At 69.4% G+C, this 17,698-nt stretch carries 18 protein-coding genes and 1 other RNA gene; 13 read left to right on the top strand and 6 right to left on the bottom strand.

Translation table 11 applies throughout. The annotated features are described in order from the left end of the window. Nucleotides 1–23 precede the first annotated feature (23 nt). Nucleotides 24–662: a TetR/AcrR family transcriptional regulator gene (locus tag J2S59_RS00845; protein WP_220138476.1), complete on the bottom strand. Its 639-nt coding sequence runs from the start codon at nucleotides 660–662 to the stop codon at nucleotides 24–26. Between the two features lie 55 nt (nucleotides 663–717). Between J2S59_RS00845 and J2S59_RS00840 the strand changes: the two genes are divergently transcribed. The 3 genes from J2S59_RS00840 to J2S59_RS00830 all read left to right on the top strand — a co-directional run bounded on the left by J2S59_RS00840 (nucleotide 718) and on the right by J2S59_RS00830 (nucleotide 4,538). After that, a complete protein-coding gene (locus J2S59_RS00840; RefSeq protein ID WP_068121405.1) occupies nucleotides 718–2,139 on the top strand; it encodes a cytochrome P450 in 1,422 nt (473 codons plus the stop codon). After that, entirely contained in the window at nucleotides 2,136–3,647 is a 1,512-nt protein-coding gene (locus J2S59_RS00835) for a flavin-containing monooxygenase (RefSeq protein WP_068121408.1), read from the top strand. Before J2S59_RS00840 ends, J2S59_RS00835 begins: the two co-directional genes overlap by 4 nt. A 111-nt stretch (nucleotides 3,648–3,758) precedes the next feature. Further along, complete coding sequence (locus J2S59_RS00830) at nucleotides 3,759–4,538, top strand: SigB/SigF/SigG family RNA polymerase sigma factor (protein ID WP_306824716.1); 780 nt, start codon at nucleotides 3,759–3,761, stop codon at nucleotides 4,536–4,538. Here J2S59_RS00830 and J2S59_RS00825 read toward each other — a convergent pair. Then, nucleotides 4,485–5,192, bottom strand: a complete 708-nt coding sequence (locus J2S59_RS00825) for a GAF and ANTAR domain-containing protein (protein ID WP_068120552.1) — start codon at nucleotides 5,190–5,192, stop codon at nucleotides 4,485–4,487. The genes J2S59_RS00830 and J2S59_RS00825 overlap by 54 nt on opposite strands. Nucleotides 5,193–5,278: 86 nt before the next feature. Here J2S59_RS00825 and prfB point away from each other — a divergent pair, with 86 nt between their 5' ends. The 7 genes from prfB (at nucleotide 5,279) to J2S59_RS00790 (ending at nucleotide 11,714) form a co-directional block, all read left to right on the top strand. After that, nucleotides 5,279–6,394: a peptide chain release factor 2 gene (prfB, locus tag J2S59_RS00820; protein ID WP_068120549.1), complete on the top strand. Its 1,116-nt coding sequence runs from the start codon at nucleotides 5,279–5,281 to the stop codon at nucleotides 6,392–6,394. 2 nt (nucleotides 6,395–6,396) lie between these two features. Beyond that, complete coding sequence (locus J2S59_RS00815) at nucleotides 6,397–7,086, top strand: aspartate/glutamate racemase family protein (RefSeq protein WP_068120547.1); 690 nt, start codon at nucleotides 6,397–6,399, stop codon at nucleotides 7,084–7,086. Nucleotides 7,087–7,166: 80 nt separating this feature from the next. Then, the gene (ftsE, locus tag J2S59_RS00810; protein WP_068120544.1) at nucleotides 7,167–7,856 is read left to right on the top strand and encodes a cell division ATP-binding protein FtsE; all 690 of its coding nucleotides are present in this window, start codon (nucleotides 7,167–7,169) and stop codon (nucleotides 7,854–7,856) included. A 14-nt stretch (nucleotides 7,857–7,870) separates the two neighbouring features. Continuing rightward, on the top strand, nucleotides 7,871–8,791 hold the full coding sequence (ftsX, locus tag J2S59_RS00805) for a permease-like cell division protein FtsX (protein WP_068120542.1): 921 nt from the start codon (nucleotides 7,871–7,873) through the stop codon (nucleotides 8,789–8,791). Between the two features lie 99 nt (nucleotides 8,792–8,890). After that, complete coding sequence (locus J2S59_RS00800) at nucleotides 8,891–10,246, top strand: M23 family metallopeptidase (protein ID WP_306824715.1); 1,356 nt, start codon at nucleotides 8,891–8,893, stop codon at nucleotides 10,244–10,246. Between the two features lie 29 nt (nucleotides 10,247–10,275). Continuing rightward, nucleotides 10,276–10,755 (top strand): SsrA-binding protein SmpB, encoded by a 480-nt coding sequence (gene smpB, locus J2S59_RS00795; protein ID WP_068119948.1) that lies wholly within the window; start codon nucleotides 10,276–10,278, stop codon nucleotides 10,753–10,755. Continuing rightward, nucleotides 10,752–11,714 carry an amidohydrolase family protein gene (locus tag J2S59_RS00790; RefSeq protein ID WP_181641816.1) on the top strand — a complete coding sequence of 321 codons (963 nt, stop codon included), beginning with the start codon at nucleotides 10,752–10,754 and terminating at the stop codon, nucleotides 11,712–11,714. The genes smpB and J2S59_RS00790 overlap by 4 nt, the downstream gene beginning before the upstream one ends. Here the strand turns inward: J2S59_RS00790 and J2S59_RS00785 are convergent. After that, the gene (locus J2S59_RS00785) at nucleotides 11,668–11,799 is read right to left on the bottom strand and encodes a putative transporter small subunit (protein WP_220138399.1); all 132 of its coding nucleotides are present in this window, start codon (nucleotides 11,797–11,799) and stop codon (nucleotides 11,668–11,670) included. The genes J2S59_RS00790 and J2S59_RS00785 overlap by 47 nt on opposite strands. After that, the gene (locus tag J2S59_RS00780) at nucleotides 11,796–13,490 is read right to left on the bottom strand and encodes a sodium:solute symporter family protein (RefSeq protein WP_068119947.1); all 1,695 of its coding nucleotides are present in this window, start codon (nucleotides 13,488–13,490) and stop codon (nucleotides 11,796–11,798) included. The genes J2S59_RS00785 and J2S59_RS00780 overlap by 4 nt, the downstream gene beginning before the upstream one ends. A 410-nt stretch (nucleotides 13,491–13,900) precedes the next feature. Between J2S59_RS00780 and J2S59_RS00775 the strand changes: the two genes are divergently transcribed. Beyond that, nucleotides 13,901–14,287, top strand: a complete 387-nt coding sequence (locus tag J2S59_RS00775; protein WP_068119945.1) for a hypothetical protein — start codon at nucleotides 13,901–13,903, stop codon at nucleotides 14,285–14,287. On the opposite strand, the gene J2S59_RS00770 is transcribed toward J2S59_RS00775, so the two are convergent. Continuing rightward, nucleotides 14,271–15,059, bottom strand: coding sequence for an endonuclease/exonuclease/phosphatase family protein (locus J2S59_RS00770; RefSeq protein ID WP_068119943.1), 789 nt, complete (start codon nucleotides 15,057–15,059; stop codon nucleotides 14,271–14,273). The two genes, J2S59_RS00775 and J2S59_RS00770, sit on opposite strands and share 17 nt — an antisense overlap. 81 nt (nucleotides 15,060–15,140) lie before the next feature. Between J2S59_RS00770 and ssrA the strand changes: the two genes are divergently transcribed. Both ssrA and J2S59_RS00760 read left to right on the top strand, forming a co-directional pair. Further along, nucleotides 15,141–15,508: a transfer-messenger RNA gene (gene ssrA, locus J2S59_RS00765) on the top strand. 269 nt (nucleotides 15,509–15,777) lie between these two features. Beyond that, a complete protein-coding gene (locus J2S59_RS00760; RefSeq protein WP_068119941.1) occupies nucleotides 15,778–17,349 on the top strand; it encodes an IS1634 family transposase in 1,572 nt (523 codons plus the stop codon). A 19-nt stretch (nucleotides 17,350–17,368) separates the two neighbouring features. Here J2S59_RS00760 and J2S59_RS00755 read toward each other — a convergent pair whose 3' ends face one another. Then, entirely contained in the window at nucleotides 17,369–17,500 is a 132-nt protein-coding gene (locus J2S59_RS00755) for a hypothetical protein (RefSeq protein ID WP_281366715.1), read from the bottom strand. Nucleotides 17,501–17,698 lie beyond the last annotated feature (198 nt).

Raw genomic sequence — 17,698 nt, 5'->3', positions numbered from 1 at the left:
GCGGGCAGGTTTTTCCGGCGTCCTCAGCCGGCGTAGGCCTCCACCGACGCCAGCAGGTCGTCGAGACCCGCCGGGCGGGAGGCGACCGGCAGCCCGCGCAGGATCCCGACGAAGGCCGACAGCGCCAGGTCGCGCAGCTCGTCGCGGGGGACGTCGGGCTCGTCGAGCCAGTCGTGGGCGGCGTTGCGGATGAACACCACCCAGTTGCGTACGGCGATGCGGAGCAGCGCCGGGGGTTCGCCGTCGTCCGGCGTCAGGGCGGCCAGGATGCGGGTCGCCTGCAGGTGCTCGGTGGAGGCGGTGAGCCGTGTCATCTCCGCGTCGGCGCTGGCCAGCGCGCGCATCATCGCCCGGGTGCCGAGCGGGTTGCGCGCGACGTGGTCGAGGTAGACCTCGACGCCGCGGGCGAGCTGCTCGTAGGGCGGCAGCGACGGGTCGGGCGCGGTCTCGGCGACGAGCTTCTCGCTGTGGCGGCGCACGAGTGCGGCGAAGAACGCCCGCTTGCCGGGGAAGTAGTGGTAGAGCAGCCCGCGCGAGACGCCGGCGAGCTCGGCGACCTTCTCGATGTGGACCTCGTCGTACGGGATGGTCGCGAAGAGCCGCTCGCCGAGGTCGAGCAGCTGCGCGGAGCGCTGCTCGGGGGAGAGGCGGAGGCGGGCCATGATCACACCCTAGACCTACTTGACACTGATTCAATAGGGCCGTCTACTGGTCCTCATGCGCAACGACTGGAGCGGCCAGCGTCTGCCGCACCCTCCCGGCCGGCTGCCGATCGTCGGCGACGTACGCGGGCTCGACCCGCGACGCGCCTTCCAGACCTTCGTGGAGGACGCGGCGCAGCTCGGCCCGCTCTCGGCATGCAAGATCTTCGGCCAGCAGTTCGTCTTCGCCACCACGGCCGAGCTGTGTGCGGAGCTCTGCGACGAGCGGCGCTTCGAGAAGGGGTTCACCCCCGCGGTGATCGCCCTGCGCGACTACGGCGGCGACGGATTGTTCACCGCCTACCGCCACGAGCCCAACTGGCCGCTCGCCCACGACCTGCTCGTCCCGGCATTCGCCAAGACCTCGATGGAGCGCTACCACGAGGTCTTCCTCCAGGTCACCCGTGAGCTGCTCGACTGGTGGGGCGCCACCGAGGGCCCCGTCGTCGTCGGCAAGGGCATGACCAAGCTGACGATGGAGTCGATCACGCGCGCCGCGTTCAGCCGCGACTTCGGCTCCTTCGAGAGCGAGCAGACCCACCCCTTCGTCCACGCGATGGTCGCCGCTCTCCGCGCCGGCCAGCAGCAGGGCACGCTCTCGGCCGCGCCGCTCGGTCGCCTCGCCATCGCCCGGCTCAAGCGGAAGAACGCCCACCACCTCGCCTACAGCGAGCGACTCGTCGACGACGTCGTCAGCACCCGGCGCAAGGAGGGCGGTGACCAGGAGGACCTGCTCGGGATCATGCTCGAGGAACGTCACCCCGAGACCGGCGAAGCGCTGGACGACACCGCGATCCGCAACCAGATCCTCACCTTCCTGGTCGCCGGTCACGAGACCACCTCCGGCGCGCTGTCCTTCACGCTGCACTACCTGCTGCAGCACCGCGAGGTGCTCGCGCGCGCCCAGGCCGAGACCGACGAGATCCTCGGCGCCGACCCGGATGCGGAACCGACCTTCGAGCAGGTGCCGAAGTTCCGCTACCTGCGCCGCTGCCTCGACGAGGCGCTGCGCATGTGGCCCACCGTCCCGGGCTTCGCGCGTACGCCGAAGCAGGAGGTCACGCTCTCCACGGGCCACCGCATGCGGCCCGGCGACTGGGCACTGATCATGCTGCCGCTGGTCCACCGCGACCCGGTCGCATGGGGCGAGGACGCCGACCAGTTCGACCCCGACCGGTTCCTGCCCGAGCGCAGTCGCGGCCGGATGAAGCACTCCTACAAGCCGTTCGGCACCGGCGAGCGCTCCTGCATCGGGCGCCAGTTCGCCCTGCACGAGGCCGTGCTCGTGCTCGCCCGGCTGCTCCACGCCTACGACCTCGAGCCCGACCCGGACTACCAGCTCCGGATCGAGGAGCGCCTCACCCTCCTGCCGGAGGACCTGACCGTGCGGCTGAAGCGCCGCGTGCCCGTCGCCGTACCCGAGAGGACCCCCCGATGACGACCACCGCGACCCCGCCCGGCACCCCGACGACCACCGCGGACCTCGACGTCCTCATCGTCGGCGCCGGCCTGTCCGGCATCGGCGCCGCCTACCGGCTGCAGGAGATGCGGCCCGGCACGACGTACGAGATCCTCGAGGCGCGCCAGGCGATGGGCGGCACGTGGGACCTGTTCCGCTACCCGGGGATCCGCTCGGACTCCGACATGTACACCCTGAGCTATCCCTTCAAGCCCTGGACCAACGAGAAGGCGATCGCCGACGGCGACGACATCCGCGCCTACATCGAGGAGACCGCGCGCGAGAGCGGGATCGCCGAGCAGATCCGCTTCGGCCACAAGGTCGTCTCCGCGTCCTGGTCGTCGGCCGACGCGTGCTGGACGGTCACCAGCGTCGTGACCTCACCGTCGGGCGAGACCGAGGAGGTTGTGCGGACGGCCCGCTTCCTCTACCTGTGCAGCGGCTACTACGACTACGACCGCGGCTACGCGCCCGAGTTCCCCGGTCTCGACGACTTCGGCGGCCAGGTGGTCCACCCGCAGTTCTGGCCCGAGGACCTCGACTACTCCGGCAAGCGGGTCGTCGTCATCGGCAGTGGCGCGACCGCGATCACGCTCATCCCGTCGATGGCCGACGACGCCGCCCACGTGACGATGCTGCAGCGCTCGCCGACCTACATCACCTCGCTGCCGCAGCGCGACCCGCTGGCGGCGCTCACCCGCAAGGTCCTGCCCGCCGGTACGGCGCACCGGGTCACCCGCCTGCGGCACGCGACCCTCGCGCTCGGCTTCTACCAGTTCTGCCGCGCACTGCCGTCTGCCGCGCGCCGCGTGCTTCTCAAGCGGGCGACCGCGACGCTGCCCGCCGGCTTCGACCCCACGCACCTCACGCCCGCCTACAACCCGTGGGACCAGCGGCTGTGCATCGTCCCCAACGGCGACCTGTTCAAGGCGATCCGCCGCGGCCAGGCCTCGATCGTCACCGACCGGATCGCGACGTTCGACGAGACCGGCATCGTCCTGGAGAGCGGCGAGCACCTCGAGGCCGACATCGTGGTGACGGCGACCGGTCTGCAGGTCGTGTCGTTCGGCAAGATCGCGCTCGAGGTCGACGGGCGCAGCGTCGACCCGCACACGCTCTACGCCTACAAGGGGCTGATGTTCTCCGGGCTGCCCAACCTCGCGTGGTGCATCGGCTACACCAACGCCTCCTGGACGCTGCGCGCCGACCTCTCCCACCAGTACGTCGCCCGCTACCTGCGCCACCTCGACGAGCACGGCTACGCCTTCGGGACGCCCGACGAGCGGGGGCCCGAGGGTGAGGGCGCCCCCGTGCTCGACCTGTCGTCGGGCTATGTCCAGCGCGCCGTGCAGCACCTCCCGCAGCAGGGTCGCGTGCGGCCCTGGACGGTGCGACAGAACTGGATGCTCGACGCGGTCGACCACCGCCGTACGGACCTCGACGAGGCGATGGTTTGGGCCCCCCAGCGGGTGGGGAGGACGGCGTAGGGACGTCTCGGGCCCGCGCCGATCGGCGCATCGTCCGGCACGCACCCCCCGAGGTCGAGAAACGCGCCGAGGGTCTTGTGACTGCATCTTGGGAGCACCACAAGCATGAGCATGACGACGACTTCCGCCAGCACCGCTGACCACTCCACCGACGACCGCTCCACCCGCACCCGTGAGCTGTTCGAGGAGCTCGCCGGTGCCCGCGACGAGGTGACGCGCGAGCGCCTGATCGACGAGGTCGTCATGCTCAACATGGGGGTCGCCGACGGCGTCGCCCGCCGCTACCGCAACCGCGGCATCGACCTCGACGACCTGCGCCAGGTCGCCTACGTCGGGCTGATCAAGGCTGCGCGCGGCTTCGACCCGACCTACGGGCGCGACTTCCTCTCCTTCGCCATCCCGACCGTCTCGGGCGAGGTCAAGCGGCACTTCCGCGACCACGGGTGGATGGTCCGGCCCACCCGCCGCATCCAGGAGCTCAGCCCCCGCATCGCGCGGGCCCGCGAGGACCTGCAGCAGCGCTTCGGTCGTCCTGCTCGTCCCACCGAGATCGCTGAGGAGCTCGAGGTCCCCCTCGAGGAGGTGGTCGAGGCGCTCACCGCCGACGGCTGCTTCTCCCCGACGTCGCTGGAGGCCCCGGTGGGCACCAACGGCACCGTGGCCGACCGCCTTGCCGAGGACGACGCCGACATGGAGCTGGCGGAGGCCCGCATCCTGCTCTCGCAGGCCTTCAGTCACCTGTCCGAGCGCGACCGGACCATCATCGACCTGCGGTTCTTCAAGGGCTGGACCCAGGAGCAGGTGGGGGAGGAGATCGGCGTCAGCCAGATGCAGGTCTCACGCCTCCTGCGCCGAATCCTGGGCGACCTGCGCCGGGAGATCGCGGCCTGAGACCACCCCTTCGGCGATCGTGCGGAGCTTCGTGTTGCTGTCTTGTGAGTAGCGGCGCAGCACCGAGAACGCACGGTCGGCGTCGATGTTGAACCGCTCCATGAGGATGCCTTGCGCCTGCCCGATGAGGTGGCGGGCATCGATCGCGCGCCGCAGGTTCTCCTCCTGGCGCGCGGCCGCGAGCGCCACGGAGGCGTGGGTGGCGTAGACGTGCGCGAGCGCGACGTCGTCGTCGCCGAACCGGCGCGGCTGGGCGGAGTAGAGGTTGAGGGCGCCGTGGGTGGTGCCCGAGGTGAACAGCCGCACGGCGAGCACGCTGCGCAGCCCCATCTCCGCAGCGATCGGCCCCCACTGCGGCCACCGCGGGTCCTCGGCCATGTCCTCCACGACGAACGTGTCGTGGCTCCAGATGGCTTGCAGGCACGGTCCCTCGCCGAGGTCGTACTGCAGGACGTCGGCCTTGCGGATCAGCTCGTCGCTCGCCGCCGCCGTCTCGACCTCGCGCCGCCCGTGCAGCAGCGTGATGCTGGCGTAGTCGCACCCGATCGTGCGGGGGGCCAGCGCCACGACCTGGTCGAGCGTGCCCTGGGTGTCCTCCTCGGCTTCGAGCAGACGGGCGATGTCGGCGAAGAGCGACGGGTCGGAGTCCGGCACGGCGCACTCCTCTCGGGCGTCTGGGACAGGGCCCCCATCATCCCACCTGTCGAGGGTTCGGTGGCAGACCGCGTAACCTTCACACCGTGGCTGGCCCCGACTTCGACACCAAGCTCAAGAACCTCCAGGCGACGATGCACACGATCGAGCAGGTTCTCGACCTGGACGCGATGCGCACCGAGATCGCCGACCTCGGCGAGCAGGTGGCAGCCCCCGACCTGTGGGACGACCAGGCCAACGCCCAGCGCGTGACCGGGCGGCTCTCGGCGCTCCAGGGCGAGCTGGACCGGTTCACCGACCTGCACGCGCGGATCGAGGACCTCGGCGTGCTCATGGAGCTCGCCCAGGAGGAGGCCGACGCCGAGACCCTGGCCGACGCCGAGGCCGAGCTCACGCGGGTCAGCAAGGCGGTCGAGATGCTCGAGGTCCGCACCCTGCTGTCGGGGGAGTACGACGCCCGCGAGGCGATCGTCACCATCCGCGCGGGTGCCGGCGGCGTCGACGCCGCCGACTTCGCCGAGATGCTGATGCGGATGTACACCCGCTGGGCGGAGCGCAACAAGTACGGCGTCGAGGTCTTCGACACCTCCTACGCCGAGGAGGCCGGCCTGAAGTCGGCGACCTTCGCCATTCACGCGCCGTACGCCTACGGCACCCTCTCGGTCGAGGCCGGCACCCACCGTCTGGTGCGGATCAGCCCCTTCGACAACCAGGGGCGCCGGCAGACCTCCTTCGCCGCGGTCGAGGTCGTGCCGCTGCTGGAGCAGACCGACGAGATCGACATCGACGAGAACGACATCAAGGTCGACGTCTACCGCTCCTCCGGGCCGGGTGGGCAGTCGGTCAACACCACCGACTCCGCCGTGCGCCTGACCCACCTCCCCACGGGCACGGTCGTCTCGTGTCAGAACGAGAAGTCGCAGCTGCAGAACAAGGCGGCGGCGATGATCGTCCTCAAGGCCAAGCTGCTCGCGCTGAAGAAGGCCGAGGAGAAGGCCCACCTCGACGACCTCAAGGGCGACGTGCAGGCAAGCTGGGGTGACCAGATGCGCAACTACGTGCTGCACCCCTACCAGCTCGTCAAGGACCTGCGCACCGAATACGAGACCGGCAACCCGCAGTCGGTCTTCGACGGCGAGATCGACGCGTTCCTCGAGGCCGGCATCCGCTGGCGACGCGGTGCGGAGAAGGTGGAGGCCTGAGCATGCAGACGATCGGTCTTCTGGGCGGCATGGGCTGGGAGAGCAGCGCCCACTACTACAAGCTGCTCAACCAGGGCGTCGAACAGCGGCTCGGTGGGCTCCACTCCGCGCGCAGCGTCATGGTCTCGGTCGACTTCGCCGAGGTCTCGGCGCTCGAAGCGGAGGAGCGCTGGGACGAGGTCGCCGCGATCCTGGCCGACGCGGCGAAACGGGCCGAGGCGGGCGGGTCCGACTTCCTGGTCCTGTGCACCACCGCCTTCCACCGGGTCGCCGAGCAGGTGGCCGACGCCGTCGACATCGACGTGCTGCACCTCGGTGACGTCCTCGCCGAGCGGATCCGCGAGCGCGGGCTCACCTCCGTCGCGCTCCTCGGGACGGCCTTCACGATGGGCCGCAAGTTCTTCTCCGACCGGCTCGAGGCCAACGGCGTCCAGGTGCTGGTCCCGCCCGCCGAGCAGCACGACACGATCAACCGCATCATCTACGACGAGCTCGTGCACGGCCGGGTCGAGGACGGCTCCCGCAAGCACGTCGTCCAGCAGATCCACGACCTGTGGGACGCCGGCGCGCAGAGCGCGATCCTGGGGTGCGCCGAGCTGGAGCTGCTGGTCCACCAGCACGACGTGGAGGTCCCGCTCTTCGGCAGCACCGAGCTGCACGTGGCCGCCGCGCTCGACCGCGCGCTCGCCTGATCCGCGCCTGATCTGCGCCTGACGCGCCGCCGTACGCCCTTGCCGGGAACGCTCAGGAGCGACACCTACACTCGAACCCCGTGATCCGCTTCGAGAACGTCTCCAAGAGCTATGCCGGCCAGGGCCGGCCGGCCCTCGACTCGGTGACGGTCGAGGTGGAGAAGGGCGAGTTCGTCTTCCTCGTGGGCGCCTCGGGGTCCGGCAAGTCGACCTTCCTGCGCCTCGTGCTCCGCGAGGCGCGGCCCACGACCGGCAAGGTCTACGTCGCCGGCAAGGAGATCAACCGACTGGCCGGCTGGAAGGTCCCCGCCCTGCGCCGCCAGATCGGCACCGTCTTCCAGGACTTCCGGCTGCTGCCCAACAAGACCGTGGCCGAGAACGTCGCGTTCGCGTTGCAGGTGATCGGCAAGTCACGCGCCCACATCAACAAGGTGGTCCCCGACACCCTCGAGCTGGTCGGGCTGGAGGGCAAGGGCAACCGGATGCCCGACGAGCTCTCCGGTGGTGAGCAGCAGCGGGTCGCCGTCGCCCGGGCGTTCGTCAACCGGCCGATGATCCTCATCGCCGACGAGCCCACCGGCAACCTCGACCCCAACACGTCCGTCGGCATCATGAAGCTCCTCGACCGGATCAACCGGACCGGGACCACCGTGGTGATGGCGACCCACGACGCCGGCATCGTCGACCAGATGCGCAAGCGGGTGATCGAGCTCGAGGGCGGCCGCGTCGTCCGAGACCAGTCCCGCGGCGTCTACGGCTACCAGCAGTAAGGCGAAGGAACCTCGTGCAGCTGACGTATGTCTTCTCCGAGCTCCGTACGGGGCTGCGGCGCAACATCTCCATGACGATCGCGGTCGTCATGACGATCTTCGTGTCGCTCACGCTGGTCGGGATGGGCTTGCTCCTCAACGCCCAGGCCGACAAGGCCGAGGAGTACTGGGGCGGCAAGCTCCAGATCACGGTCTTCCTCTGCAACGAGAACTCCCGCGGCGCCAACTGCGCCGACGGCGAGGTCTCCGACAGCCAGAAGGAGCAGATCGAGGGCGTCCTCGACAGCCACCCCGAGGTGTCGTCGTGGTACGCCGAGTCCAAGGCCGAGGCCTATGAGAAGTGGCGCAAGGTCTACCTCTCCGACGACGAGGACCAGCAGGCGATCTACGACTCGATCACGGCGGAGGACATGCCGGAGTCGTACTGGATCCAGCTGCAGGACCCGCAGGAGTACGAAGGCATCCGCTCGGCCGTCGTCGGGCTCCCTGGCGTCGACAACGTGCGCGACCTGCGCGAGGTGCTCGACCCGATCTACGCCGCCATCAACGCGATGAAGTGGGGCGCGATCGCGGTGGCGCTGTTCCTCGTCATCGCCGCGATCGCCCAGGTCGGCAACACGATCCGGCTGGCGGCGTTCGCCCGGCGACGCGAGATCGGGATCATGCGCCTGGTCGGTGCCTCCAGCCTCTACATCCAGCTGCCGTTCCTGCTCGAGGCGCTCTTCGCGGCGGCCGTCGGCGTCGGGCTGGCGTGCCTCACCCTGGCCGGCTTCCAGTGGTTCGTGGTCGAGGAGCGGCTGCGCCCCAACACCCGGATCGTGGAGTGGGTCGACTGGTCCGACGCCGCGCTCGCGATGGGTTCGGTCGGGCTGCTCGGGCTGGCGCTCACCGTGCTGCCCACGCTGGTGCTCACGCGCCGCTACCTCAACGTCTGATCCACGGTCGGGACACGCGGAGCGGCCACAATCCCTCAGCCGGTGCCCCCGGCGGGCTACCGTCAGTCCGTTCGACTTCCCCCGAACGAAGGCTAAGTGGTGGTCAGCGCACTTCCCCGTGCTCACCGTCGCCGCCTGATCGCCGTGATTGCGGCCGTCAGTGTGGCGATCGGTGGCGTCGTCATCCCCCTCGCGGCGGCCGACGACCTCAAGGACAAGCAGAGCCAGCTCCAGCGCGACATCAAGCGCAAGTCCCAGGACGTCCAGCACTCCTCGGCGGCCGCCCGTCGCGCCAGCCGGGCCCTGGCGCGGGCCGAGTCGCGGCTCGAGTCCGCCCAGGACCGGCTCGCGACCAAGCGCGGTGAGCTGACCGCGGCCCAGATCCTCGACGACCGGATGCAGGCCAAGCTCGAGCAGGCGATCGCCGACCTCAAGGCGGCGCGCAAGAAGCTGCGCATCGGCAAGCGCAAGGTCGCCGCGCAGGACGTCCAGCTCAGCCGGTTCGCCACGTCGTCGTACCAGAGCGGGGACCCGGCCCTGATGGGGCTGGCGATGATCCTGCGCTCCGAGGACCCCAACGACCTGTCGACCCAGCTCAATGCGGTCGGCAACCTGATGGACCGTGAGACGACCGCGCTGGAGCGGCTCGAGGCGGTGCGCGACCAGCTCGCCGAGGCCGAGAAGGAGGTCGCGGCGCTCAAGGACGCCGTGGCAGTCCAGCGCCAGCAGGCGGCCGAGAACCTCGAGGTCAAGACCGAGCTCGAGCAGCAGGCGGCAGCAGCCGAGGCGGAGGTCTCCGGCCTCGTGTCCAAGCGTGAGTCGGCCTACACGACCGCCGAGTCGGCCAAGCGCGCCGACCTGCGTCAGCTGCGCCAGATGGAGGCCGACAACCGCCGCATCGAGACGATCCTGCGCAAGCGTGCCGCGGCGGCCAAGGCACGCGCGGAGCGGGAGCGGCGGCGCAAGGCCGCTGCAGCCAAGAAGTCGAGCGGCGGGAGCAGCAGCGGTGGCTCCAGCAGCGGCTCGAGCGGTGGGGGCGGTGGCGGGAGCCAGTCCTCCGGCGGCTTCCTGAGCTCGCCGGTCAACGGCTACGTGACCTCCGGCTTCGGCTACCGCACGCACCCGATCTATGGCTACCGCTCGCTGCACGACGGCGTCGACTTCGGCGCCGGCTGCGGCCAGCCGCTGTATGCCGGCGCGTCGGGCACGGTCGTCTCGCGCTACTTCCAGAGCGCGTGGGGCAACCGGCTCATCATCGACCACGGCTACCAGCGCGGGGTCGGTCTGGCGACGATCTACAACCACGCCATCCGCTACACCGTCGGCGTCGGCCAGCGGGTCCAGCGCGGACAGGTGATCGGGTACGTCGGCACGACCGGCTGGTCGACCGGCTGCCACCTGCACTTCACCGTGATGTCGAACGGTTCGGCCGTGAACCCGATGGGTTGGCTCTAACCGGTTGCCAGTCCTGAGAGACTGAGCCCATGGCCAAGGAGACGGGTCGCAAGCTGATCGCCCAGAACAAGAAGGCGCGGCACGACTACCACATCGACGACACCTTCGAGGCCGGCATGGTGCTCACCGGCACGGAGGTCAAGTCGCTGCGCCAGGGCCGGGCCTCGCTCGTCGACGGCTTCGCCGACGTCGACAACGGGGAGATCTGGCTGCACGGCGTCCACATCCCCGAGTACACCCAGGGCACCTGGACCAACCACACCGCCCGGCGGCGCCGCAAGCTGCTGCTGCACCGCGAGGAGATCGACAAGATCGCCGACCGGGTGCACCAGAAGGGGCTGACCGTCGTCCCGTTGGCGCTGTATTTCAAGGACGGGCGCGCGAAGGTCGAGATCGGCCTGGCGCGCGGCAAGAAGAGCTGGGACAAGCGCCACGCCCTCGCCGAGCGCACCGCCGAGCGGGAGAAGCAGGAGGCGATCGGCCGCCGGCTGAAAGGGATCCCGGATTGAGCGCCGAGCCCTCTTCGTCGGTCGAGTTCTCTTCGTCGGTCGAGCTTGTCGAGACCCACGAGCTGATCGCCCGGCTCGGGGTCCCGGGCCTGTTCGACGTCCACACCCACTTCCTTCCCCCGCGCGTGATGGCGAAGGTCTGGGAGCAGTTCGACTCTGCCGGACCCCTGATCGGGCGGCCCTGGCCGATCGTCTACCGCGGCAGTGACGCTGAGCGTGTGGAGACGCTGCGCGCCCTCGGCGTACGCAAGTTCTCAGCGTTGCCCTATGCCCACCGTCCTGGCATCGCGGAGTTCCTCAACGGCTGGGCGCACGAGTTCGCCGACACCTACCCCGACGCCCTGCGGTGCGCCACGTTCTTCCCCGAGCCGGAGGCCGCGACCTATGTCGCCGAGCGGATCGGGGCCGGCGTCGAGCTGTTCAAGGTCCACGTCCAGGTCGGCAACTTCGACCTGCGCGACCCGTTGCTCGACGCCGTCTGGGCCCAGCTCGCCGAGGCCGGTACGCCGATCGTGGTCCACGCCGGCTCCGGGCCGGTGCCCAACGAGCACACCGGCCCGGGACCGCTACGCGTGGTGCTCGAGCGGCACCCGGGGTTGTGCGTGATCGTCGCCCACCTCGGGGCGCCGGAGTACGCCAGCTTCCTCGACCTGCTCGACGTCGGCGAGCGCGTGCACCTCGACACGACGATGGCGTTCACCGACTTCTTCGAGGAGATGGGCGGCGGCTTCCCGGCTGCGCTGATGCCGCGGCTCGCGGAGGCGGGTGACCGGATCCTGCTGGGGTCGGACTTCCCCAACATCCCCTATCCCTACGAGCACCAGCTCGCCGTGCTGGACCGGCTCGACCTCGGTGACGACTGGCTGCGCAAGGTGGTGTGGGACAACGCCGTGGAGCTGTTCGGCGCGCCGGTCACACCAGGTCGCGACCCTCGCGGCGAGCAGTCCTCCACTCGGTGATGAACCCCCGGCCGATGACGAACAGGACGACCGCCACGATCGCCGGCCACATGAGGACATAGAAGGTGAGTGCTGTGGTGCTCATGCTTTCCTCCCGCTGGTCGGGGTGTCGCGGACTGTTTCGGTGAGGGACTCGGTCTCGACGTCGAAGTCGCCGACCGTGCGGTTGATCTCGGCGAAGTCGAAGTCCTGCGAGGAGCGCGCCGACATCGCCCAGCACACGATCGTGCTCACGGCGTACGCGACGAGCGAGCCACTCAGCGTCGCGTAGTCGTGCAGGGCGCCGAGGGCGAACGGTGCCGCCGCGACGATCGCGATGGCGCCCACGACAAGTGCAGGGCGGAGCCCGACGAAGCCGAAGGTCATGAGACCGAGCACGATGCCGACGCCCAGGATGGCCAGCACGTCGACGGCGAGGCCGATCACCATGAAGTCCGGCAGCAGGTCGAAGCGCACCGGCAGGAAGCAGGCGAGCGCAGCGAGCACCGAGGTGGTGAATGCCCGGTTGGTGACCTTGTTCCAGTAGAAGCTGGCGATGACCGGGAAGACCAGCGCGCCCCAGAGTGCACCGACGAACACCAGCAGGTCGAGGATGTTGAGCCGCAGGCCGGCGAAGAGCACGGCGAGCGCGGTCGCGGCGACCATCGTGAGTCGGCCGATGAGCAACATGCGCCGTGGGTCGGCCTTGTCCTTGCCGCCGGCGACACCCTGGCCGTAGACGTCGGCCATGACGATCGACGACATCGCGGCGAGATCGGAGTCGGCGGTCGAGGAGAGTGCGCCGATGATCATGGCGAAGAACACCGCGAGCAGCACTGCGGGCAGGTACTCCGCTGCCATCTGCGGAATGATGTTGTTGACGTCGCCCTCGGCCGGATCCATGTCGAGGTAGAGGGCGAGCACGCCGAGCATGCCGACGCCGATCACCATCGAGCCGTACCCGATGGTGGCGGTGATGAAGGTGGGCTTGATGAGGTCCTCGCGCACCGCGAAGAGCCGCTGGGCGATGGTCTGGTTGCCGATCGCGTAGGCCAGGACCGCGGCGATGTAGGGCGCGCCCTGGTTCATGAAGGCGTCGCTGGAGAAGAAGCTGCCCTGCTGGGCGGTGAGGTTGGCCGCGCCGGCCTCGAAGGCCGCGGGGAAGCCGGCGGCGAAGAAGATGAACGGCACCAGGATCGCGACGGCACCCAGCATCGCGACGACCTGGACGAAGTCGGTGAGGACGGAGGCGCGGAAGCCCGACCAGACGGTGTAGGCGAGGACGCCGACGGCGACCATGAGGACGCCCTGGGTGAAGTTGAACGGCGACAACAACGAGATGAGTACGCCGCCGGCGATGAAGTTCGACATGAGGCTGATCAGGCTGCCGACGACGTTGGAGCCGGCGAGCAGCAGCTGGCTGGAGCGACCGTGACGGGCGTACATCACCTCGGCGAGCGTGTGCGCCCGTGGGGCGACGGCGCGGATCCGGCGGCCGAAGGGGTAGATGAACAGGATCATCAGCGCACCCCACAGCCCATAGTGGATGGGGCCGGAGATGCCGTAGGTGTAGCCCGAGGTCGCGGAGGCGTACATCGAGGACGCCCAGATCCAGGTCGCGGTCATGCTGGCCGCTGCGATACCGAAGCCGACGTTGTTGCCGGCGGTCATGTAGTCGTCGGCGTTCTCCTTCTTCTTCCGGATCGCGCCGGAGATGACGAGCGTGCCGCCGTAGAACAAGGCGATCAGTGCCAAGACCGCCGGGATGCTGAACTGAGCTGACTCGAGCCCGTTCACAGCCCACCTCCTGAGGGACATAGAGACATGTCGTCGCTCGTGTCACGAGCGCGCGCCAGCTCGCTCCCGGGGTCGGGAGAGCTCTCTCGAAGGGGGTTCACGCCGGCCCGCTCGGCTGCAGCGTCAGCGCGCGGAGCGGCCAGGACGAGTGCGTCCGCCGGCACCGTTGCCACGCGGACACGAACCCCAGGCACGTCGCGGTCGGGGTCGACCACGAACCGCCAGCACCGTAGCAAGCGGTTGCGGCGCGGGGACCTCGGGTCCCAGCGATCCATGAGAACAGGCTCATGAACGACTCACCGGCACCTCACGTGGGCACCGCACAGTAGGGGTCACACGGACAGCCCGGGCAGCGACCCGGACGCAACGCAGAACCGCGACACACTTCGACACACAGGGAGCCGAGAACCATGAGGAACCTCCGCAAGACCACTGCCGCGATCGCCACCGCCGCCCTCGTCGCGACGCCGCTGACGCTGCTCACCGCGACGCCGGCGAGTGCCGCCGACCGCGAGTTCCGCTACGCGGGCGCCGACGTGGAGTTCGACGTCGAGAAGGACGACGGCCGCTTCGAGATCGACGTCGACGTCGACGACGCGAAGCCGGGCAGCCGCTGGCGGGTGGTGCTGCTCCACGACGGCAAGCGGTTCCACAACCGCGTGCACCGTGCGGACAGCGACGGCGAGTTCGACATCGACCGCAAGCGGTCCAACACCAAGGGCAAGGACCGCTTCGTACTGAAGATCAAGCGCGTCGGCGGCCCCAAGGCCGCGAAGCGGGTCATCGTCCGTCGATGACCAGCTCGGCGCGCAGCGCCCGATGATCGCTGCGCCCGACCTCGCGTGCGACCCCGGCCCGGACGGACAGCCCGTCCGGGCGGGTGTCATCCGCGTCGAGGAGGACGTGGTCGAGCTGCAGCGCCGGTCGGGGCGCGGGGAACGTCGCTGCCCGCACGGCTGACTGCCAGCCGGTGACCCGGTTCACCACGGGGGCGGGCAGGTTGAGGTCGCCGAGCAGGACCAGCGGCCGGGGGAGGTCCTCGGCCCATGCGACCAGCCCGCGCAGCTGCGCCAGTGCGCGGGTCGGCACGAAGGACAGATGCGTGGTCACGGCGGTGGCCGGGCCTCGCGGCGTACGCACGACGCCCGCGAGCGCGACGCGCTGCTCGTCCGGCACCGGGACCGTGAGCCGCGCCGGTGCCATCCGCAGCTCACGCCAGTCCTCGACCGGATGCCGGCTGAGCAGCGCGATGCCGTAGCCGGGCTCGTGCGGCGTCGTGCCGTCGGCCGGGCGCATCGTCGTACGGCGTCCGGGGGTGCCGTGGACCGTTGGGGCGAACCTCGCGTCCCACGCGGGGCCGTCACCGCGGACCGCCTCGGCGATCGCGGCGGTCTGGTCGACCCGACCGCTGCGCTCGAGCAAGTGGTCGACCTCCTGCAGCGCGAGCAGGTCGACGTCGAGGTCCGCTGCGTCGGCCAGCCAGTGCTCGAGCGCCGGGCGGAACGTGCGCCGGTCGCGTCCGGACGCGATGTTGGCCGTCGCCACGCGCCAGCCGAGGACCTCGCTCACGCCGCCGAGCGTAGGCGGAGCGGAATAACCGGTAGGTGAGGTCGGTTGGGGTGGGTACAGTGGCACCAGCACAACTCAAGAGGGGCTGATCGGTTTCGACTGGGGACGTACTTCCCAGGGGAAGCGGGTCGAGGAGCCAGCGTTATCTCGTTAACGATCGCTGGAAACCAATAACTGCCGATTCCAAGCGCAGTGACTTCGCTCTCGCCGCCTGAGCGGTGATCGAAGGGTCGGTCCGGGGGAGCCTCCGCTCCGGGTACCGGCCTCATTAAGGAGGCTTGCTGACTAACGCCCGCCGGGGGTGTTAGTCGGGACTTCAGCCCGGCTGAGTCTGTCGGCGACGTGTCAGTGCGAGCGCCGGGACTGAGAAGACGACACCACTGACTGCACCCGGAGAAGCCCTGGCTAGGCGCCACAGGACCGGGGTTCGATTCCCCGCAGCTCCACCACAGCCAGCACCCCCCTTGCAACGAAGGGCCCTGATCACCAGTCCGGTGGTCAGGGCCCTTCGTCGTTATCGCCGACTATGCCGCGTCCGCGGTGCGTTCGAGGTAATCGGTGACCTCCTGGTCGTACAGGAGGAGTGACTCGATGCCCTCGCCATCACGCCTGACTCGTGCCACTTGATCGTGGATCGGCCGATTGGTCGGTGTCTTCGCAGGTGAGCGCGTTGTGGCGGCACTGATTGACACACCCCGGGGGTCGATAGGGTCCGCTGGTGGTGTTCGTGCGGAAGGCTCCGGGCCGGTCGGGCAGCACGAAGGTCCAGCTCGCTGAGCGCCGCGGCGGGCGCGACGTGGTGGTCGAGCATGTGGGCACCGCACGCACCGAGGCTGAGCTGGCGGTGCTGATGTCCCAGGCACGGCGACGGCTGCACGAGGGTCAGGAGGCTCTCGACCTCGACGGCCTCGGGCTTGAGGATGAGGGCGTGCCACAGCGGCCTGGCCTGATCACCAGCAAGCGCTCCGCGCTGCTGTGGCAGGTCCTCACCGAGGCGTATGCCCTGCTGGGGTTCGACTCCATCGCTGACGAGGCCTTCGCTCAGCTCGTGCTGGCGCGAATCATCGAGCCGACCTCGAAGGCCGACTCGGTGCGGGTGCTGAAGGAGGTCGGCGTGCCCTCAGCCTCGCTGCGCACGATGTTCCGGGCGCTGCAACGATCCCAAGAGCGCGACTACAGAGGTCAGATCGCCACTGCCTGCTTCACCCACGCCCGCAGCAGCGGGGACGTCAGCCTGGTGCTCTACGACGTCACCACCCTCTACTTCGAGGCAGAGAGCGAAGACGAGCTCCGCAAGGTCGGCTACTCCAAGGAGCGCCGCGTCGACCCCCAGATCGTGGTCGGTCTGCTGGTGGACCGGCGCGGGTTCCCCCTCGAGATCGGCTGCTTCGAGGGCAACAAGGCCGAGACACTCACGATCATCCCGATCGTGAAGCAGTTCGCGCAGCGCCACGGCATCGCGGACATGGTCGTGGTCGCCGACGCCGGGATGCTGTCCTCATCCAACCTGCGTGACCTCGACGAGGCCGGGCTCCGGTTCATCGTCGGCTCCCGGGTGACCAAGGCACCCAAGGACCTGGAGTCCCACTTCCGCTGGCACGGCACCGCGTTCACCGACGGGCAGGTCATCGACACCATCACCCCACGCGACCAGCGCGGCACCGCGGTGAAGACCAGCGATCCGAAGCGCCGAGCCGAGCCGGTCTGGGATCCGGCCGTGCACACGAAGTCGTGGCGCGCAGTGTGGGCCTACTCGGCCAAGCGCGCCGCCCGGGACGGCAAGACGCTCACCTTGCAGGAGAACAAGGCCCGTGCCGTCGTGGCCGGGGAGAAGACCGCCCGGACCCCGCGGTTCGTCAAGACCCGCAACGGCGCCAACGAGGTTGACGAGTCCTCACTGGCCAGAGCGCGTGAGCTGGTCGGGTTGAAGGGCTACGTCACCAACATCGAAGCCGGTCTGATGCCAGCGGGCGAGGTCATCGCGAGCTACCACGACCTGTGGCACGTCGAGCAGTCCTTCAGGATGTCGAAGACCGACCTGGCTGCGCGGCCGATGTTCCACCACACCCGCGACGCGATCGAGGCGCACCTCACCATCGTCTTCGCAGCCCTCGCGATCGCCCGCCACCTGCAGAACACCACCGGGCTGAGCATCAAGAAGATCGTCCAGACTCTGCGCCCGATCCAGCAGATCAGCGTGCAGATCGCTGGCCACGAACACATCGCCATCGATCCGATCACGCCCGTTGCCGAGGCCATCCTCGACGCAGTCGGGACCAACGCTCAGTGACACACCCCGGTGGCACGAGTCAGGTCACGGGGTGGTTCAAGAGTGGGTGCTGCGGCGTGTCGCCGGTCTCGCGGTGGTACTTGTCCAGGATGCGGATGTTGTAGCAGGCGGCGCCCGCGAAGGCGAGGGTGACGAGAGGTAGCCCGACCACTTGCATGAACCCGCGGCGGACGTCCTCGGTGCCGGGGTTCTTGAGGTTGCCGAAGACGGCTTCGACTGCGGAGCGCAGCGCGTAAGTGCCTTTTCGCCGCCGAGATCCTGCTCATCCGCAACTAATTGGACATCATCCGACGTTGCGCACGAGTCACCGCCCACGGCACTGCCGGCGGGCAACTGCCCATGGCCGAGG

The sequence above is a fragment of the Nocardioides massiliensis genome (assembly GCF_030811215.1).
Classification (GTDB): Bacteria; Actinomycetota; Actinomycetes; order Propionibacteriales; family Nocardioidaceae; genus Nocardioides_A; species Nocardioides_A massiliensis.
The sequence above is the reverse complement of the archived record's forward strand: the minus strand, read 5'-3'. Positions and strand labels throughout refer to the sequence as shown.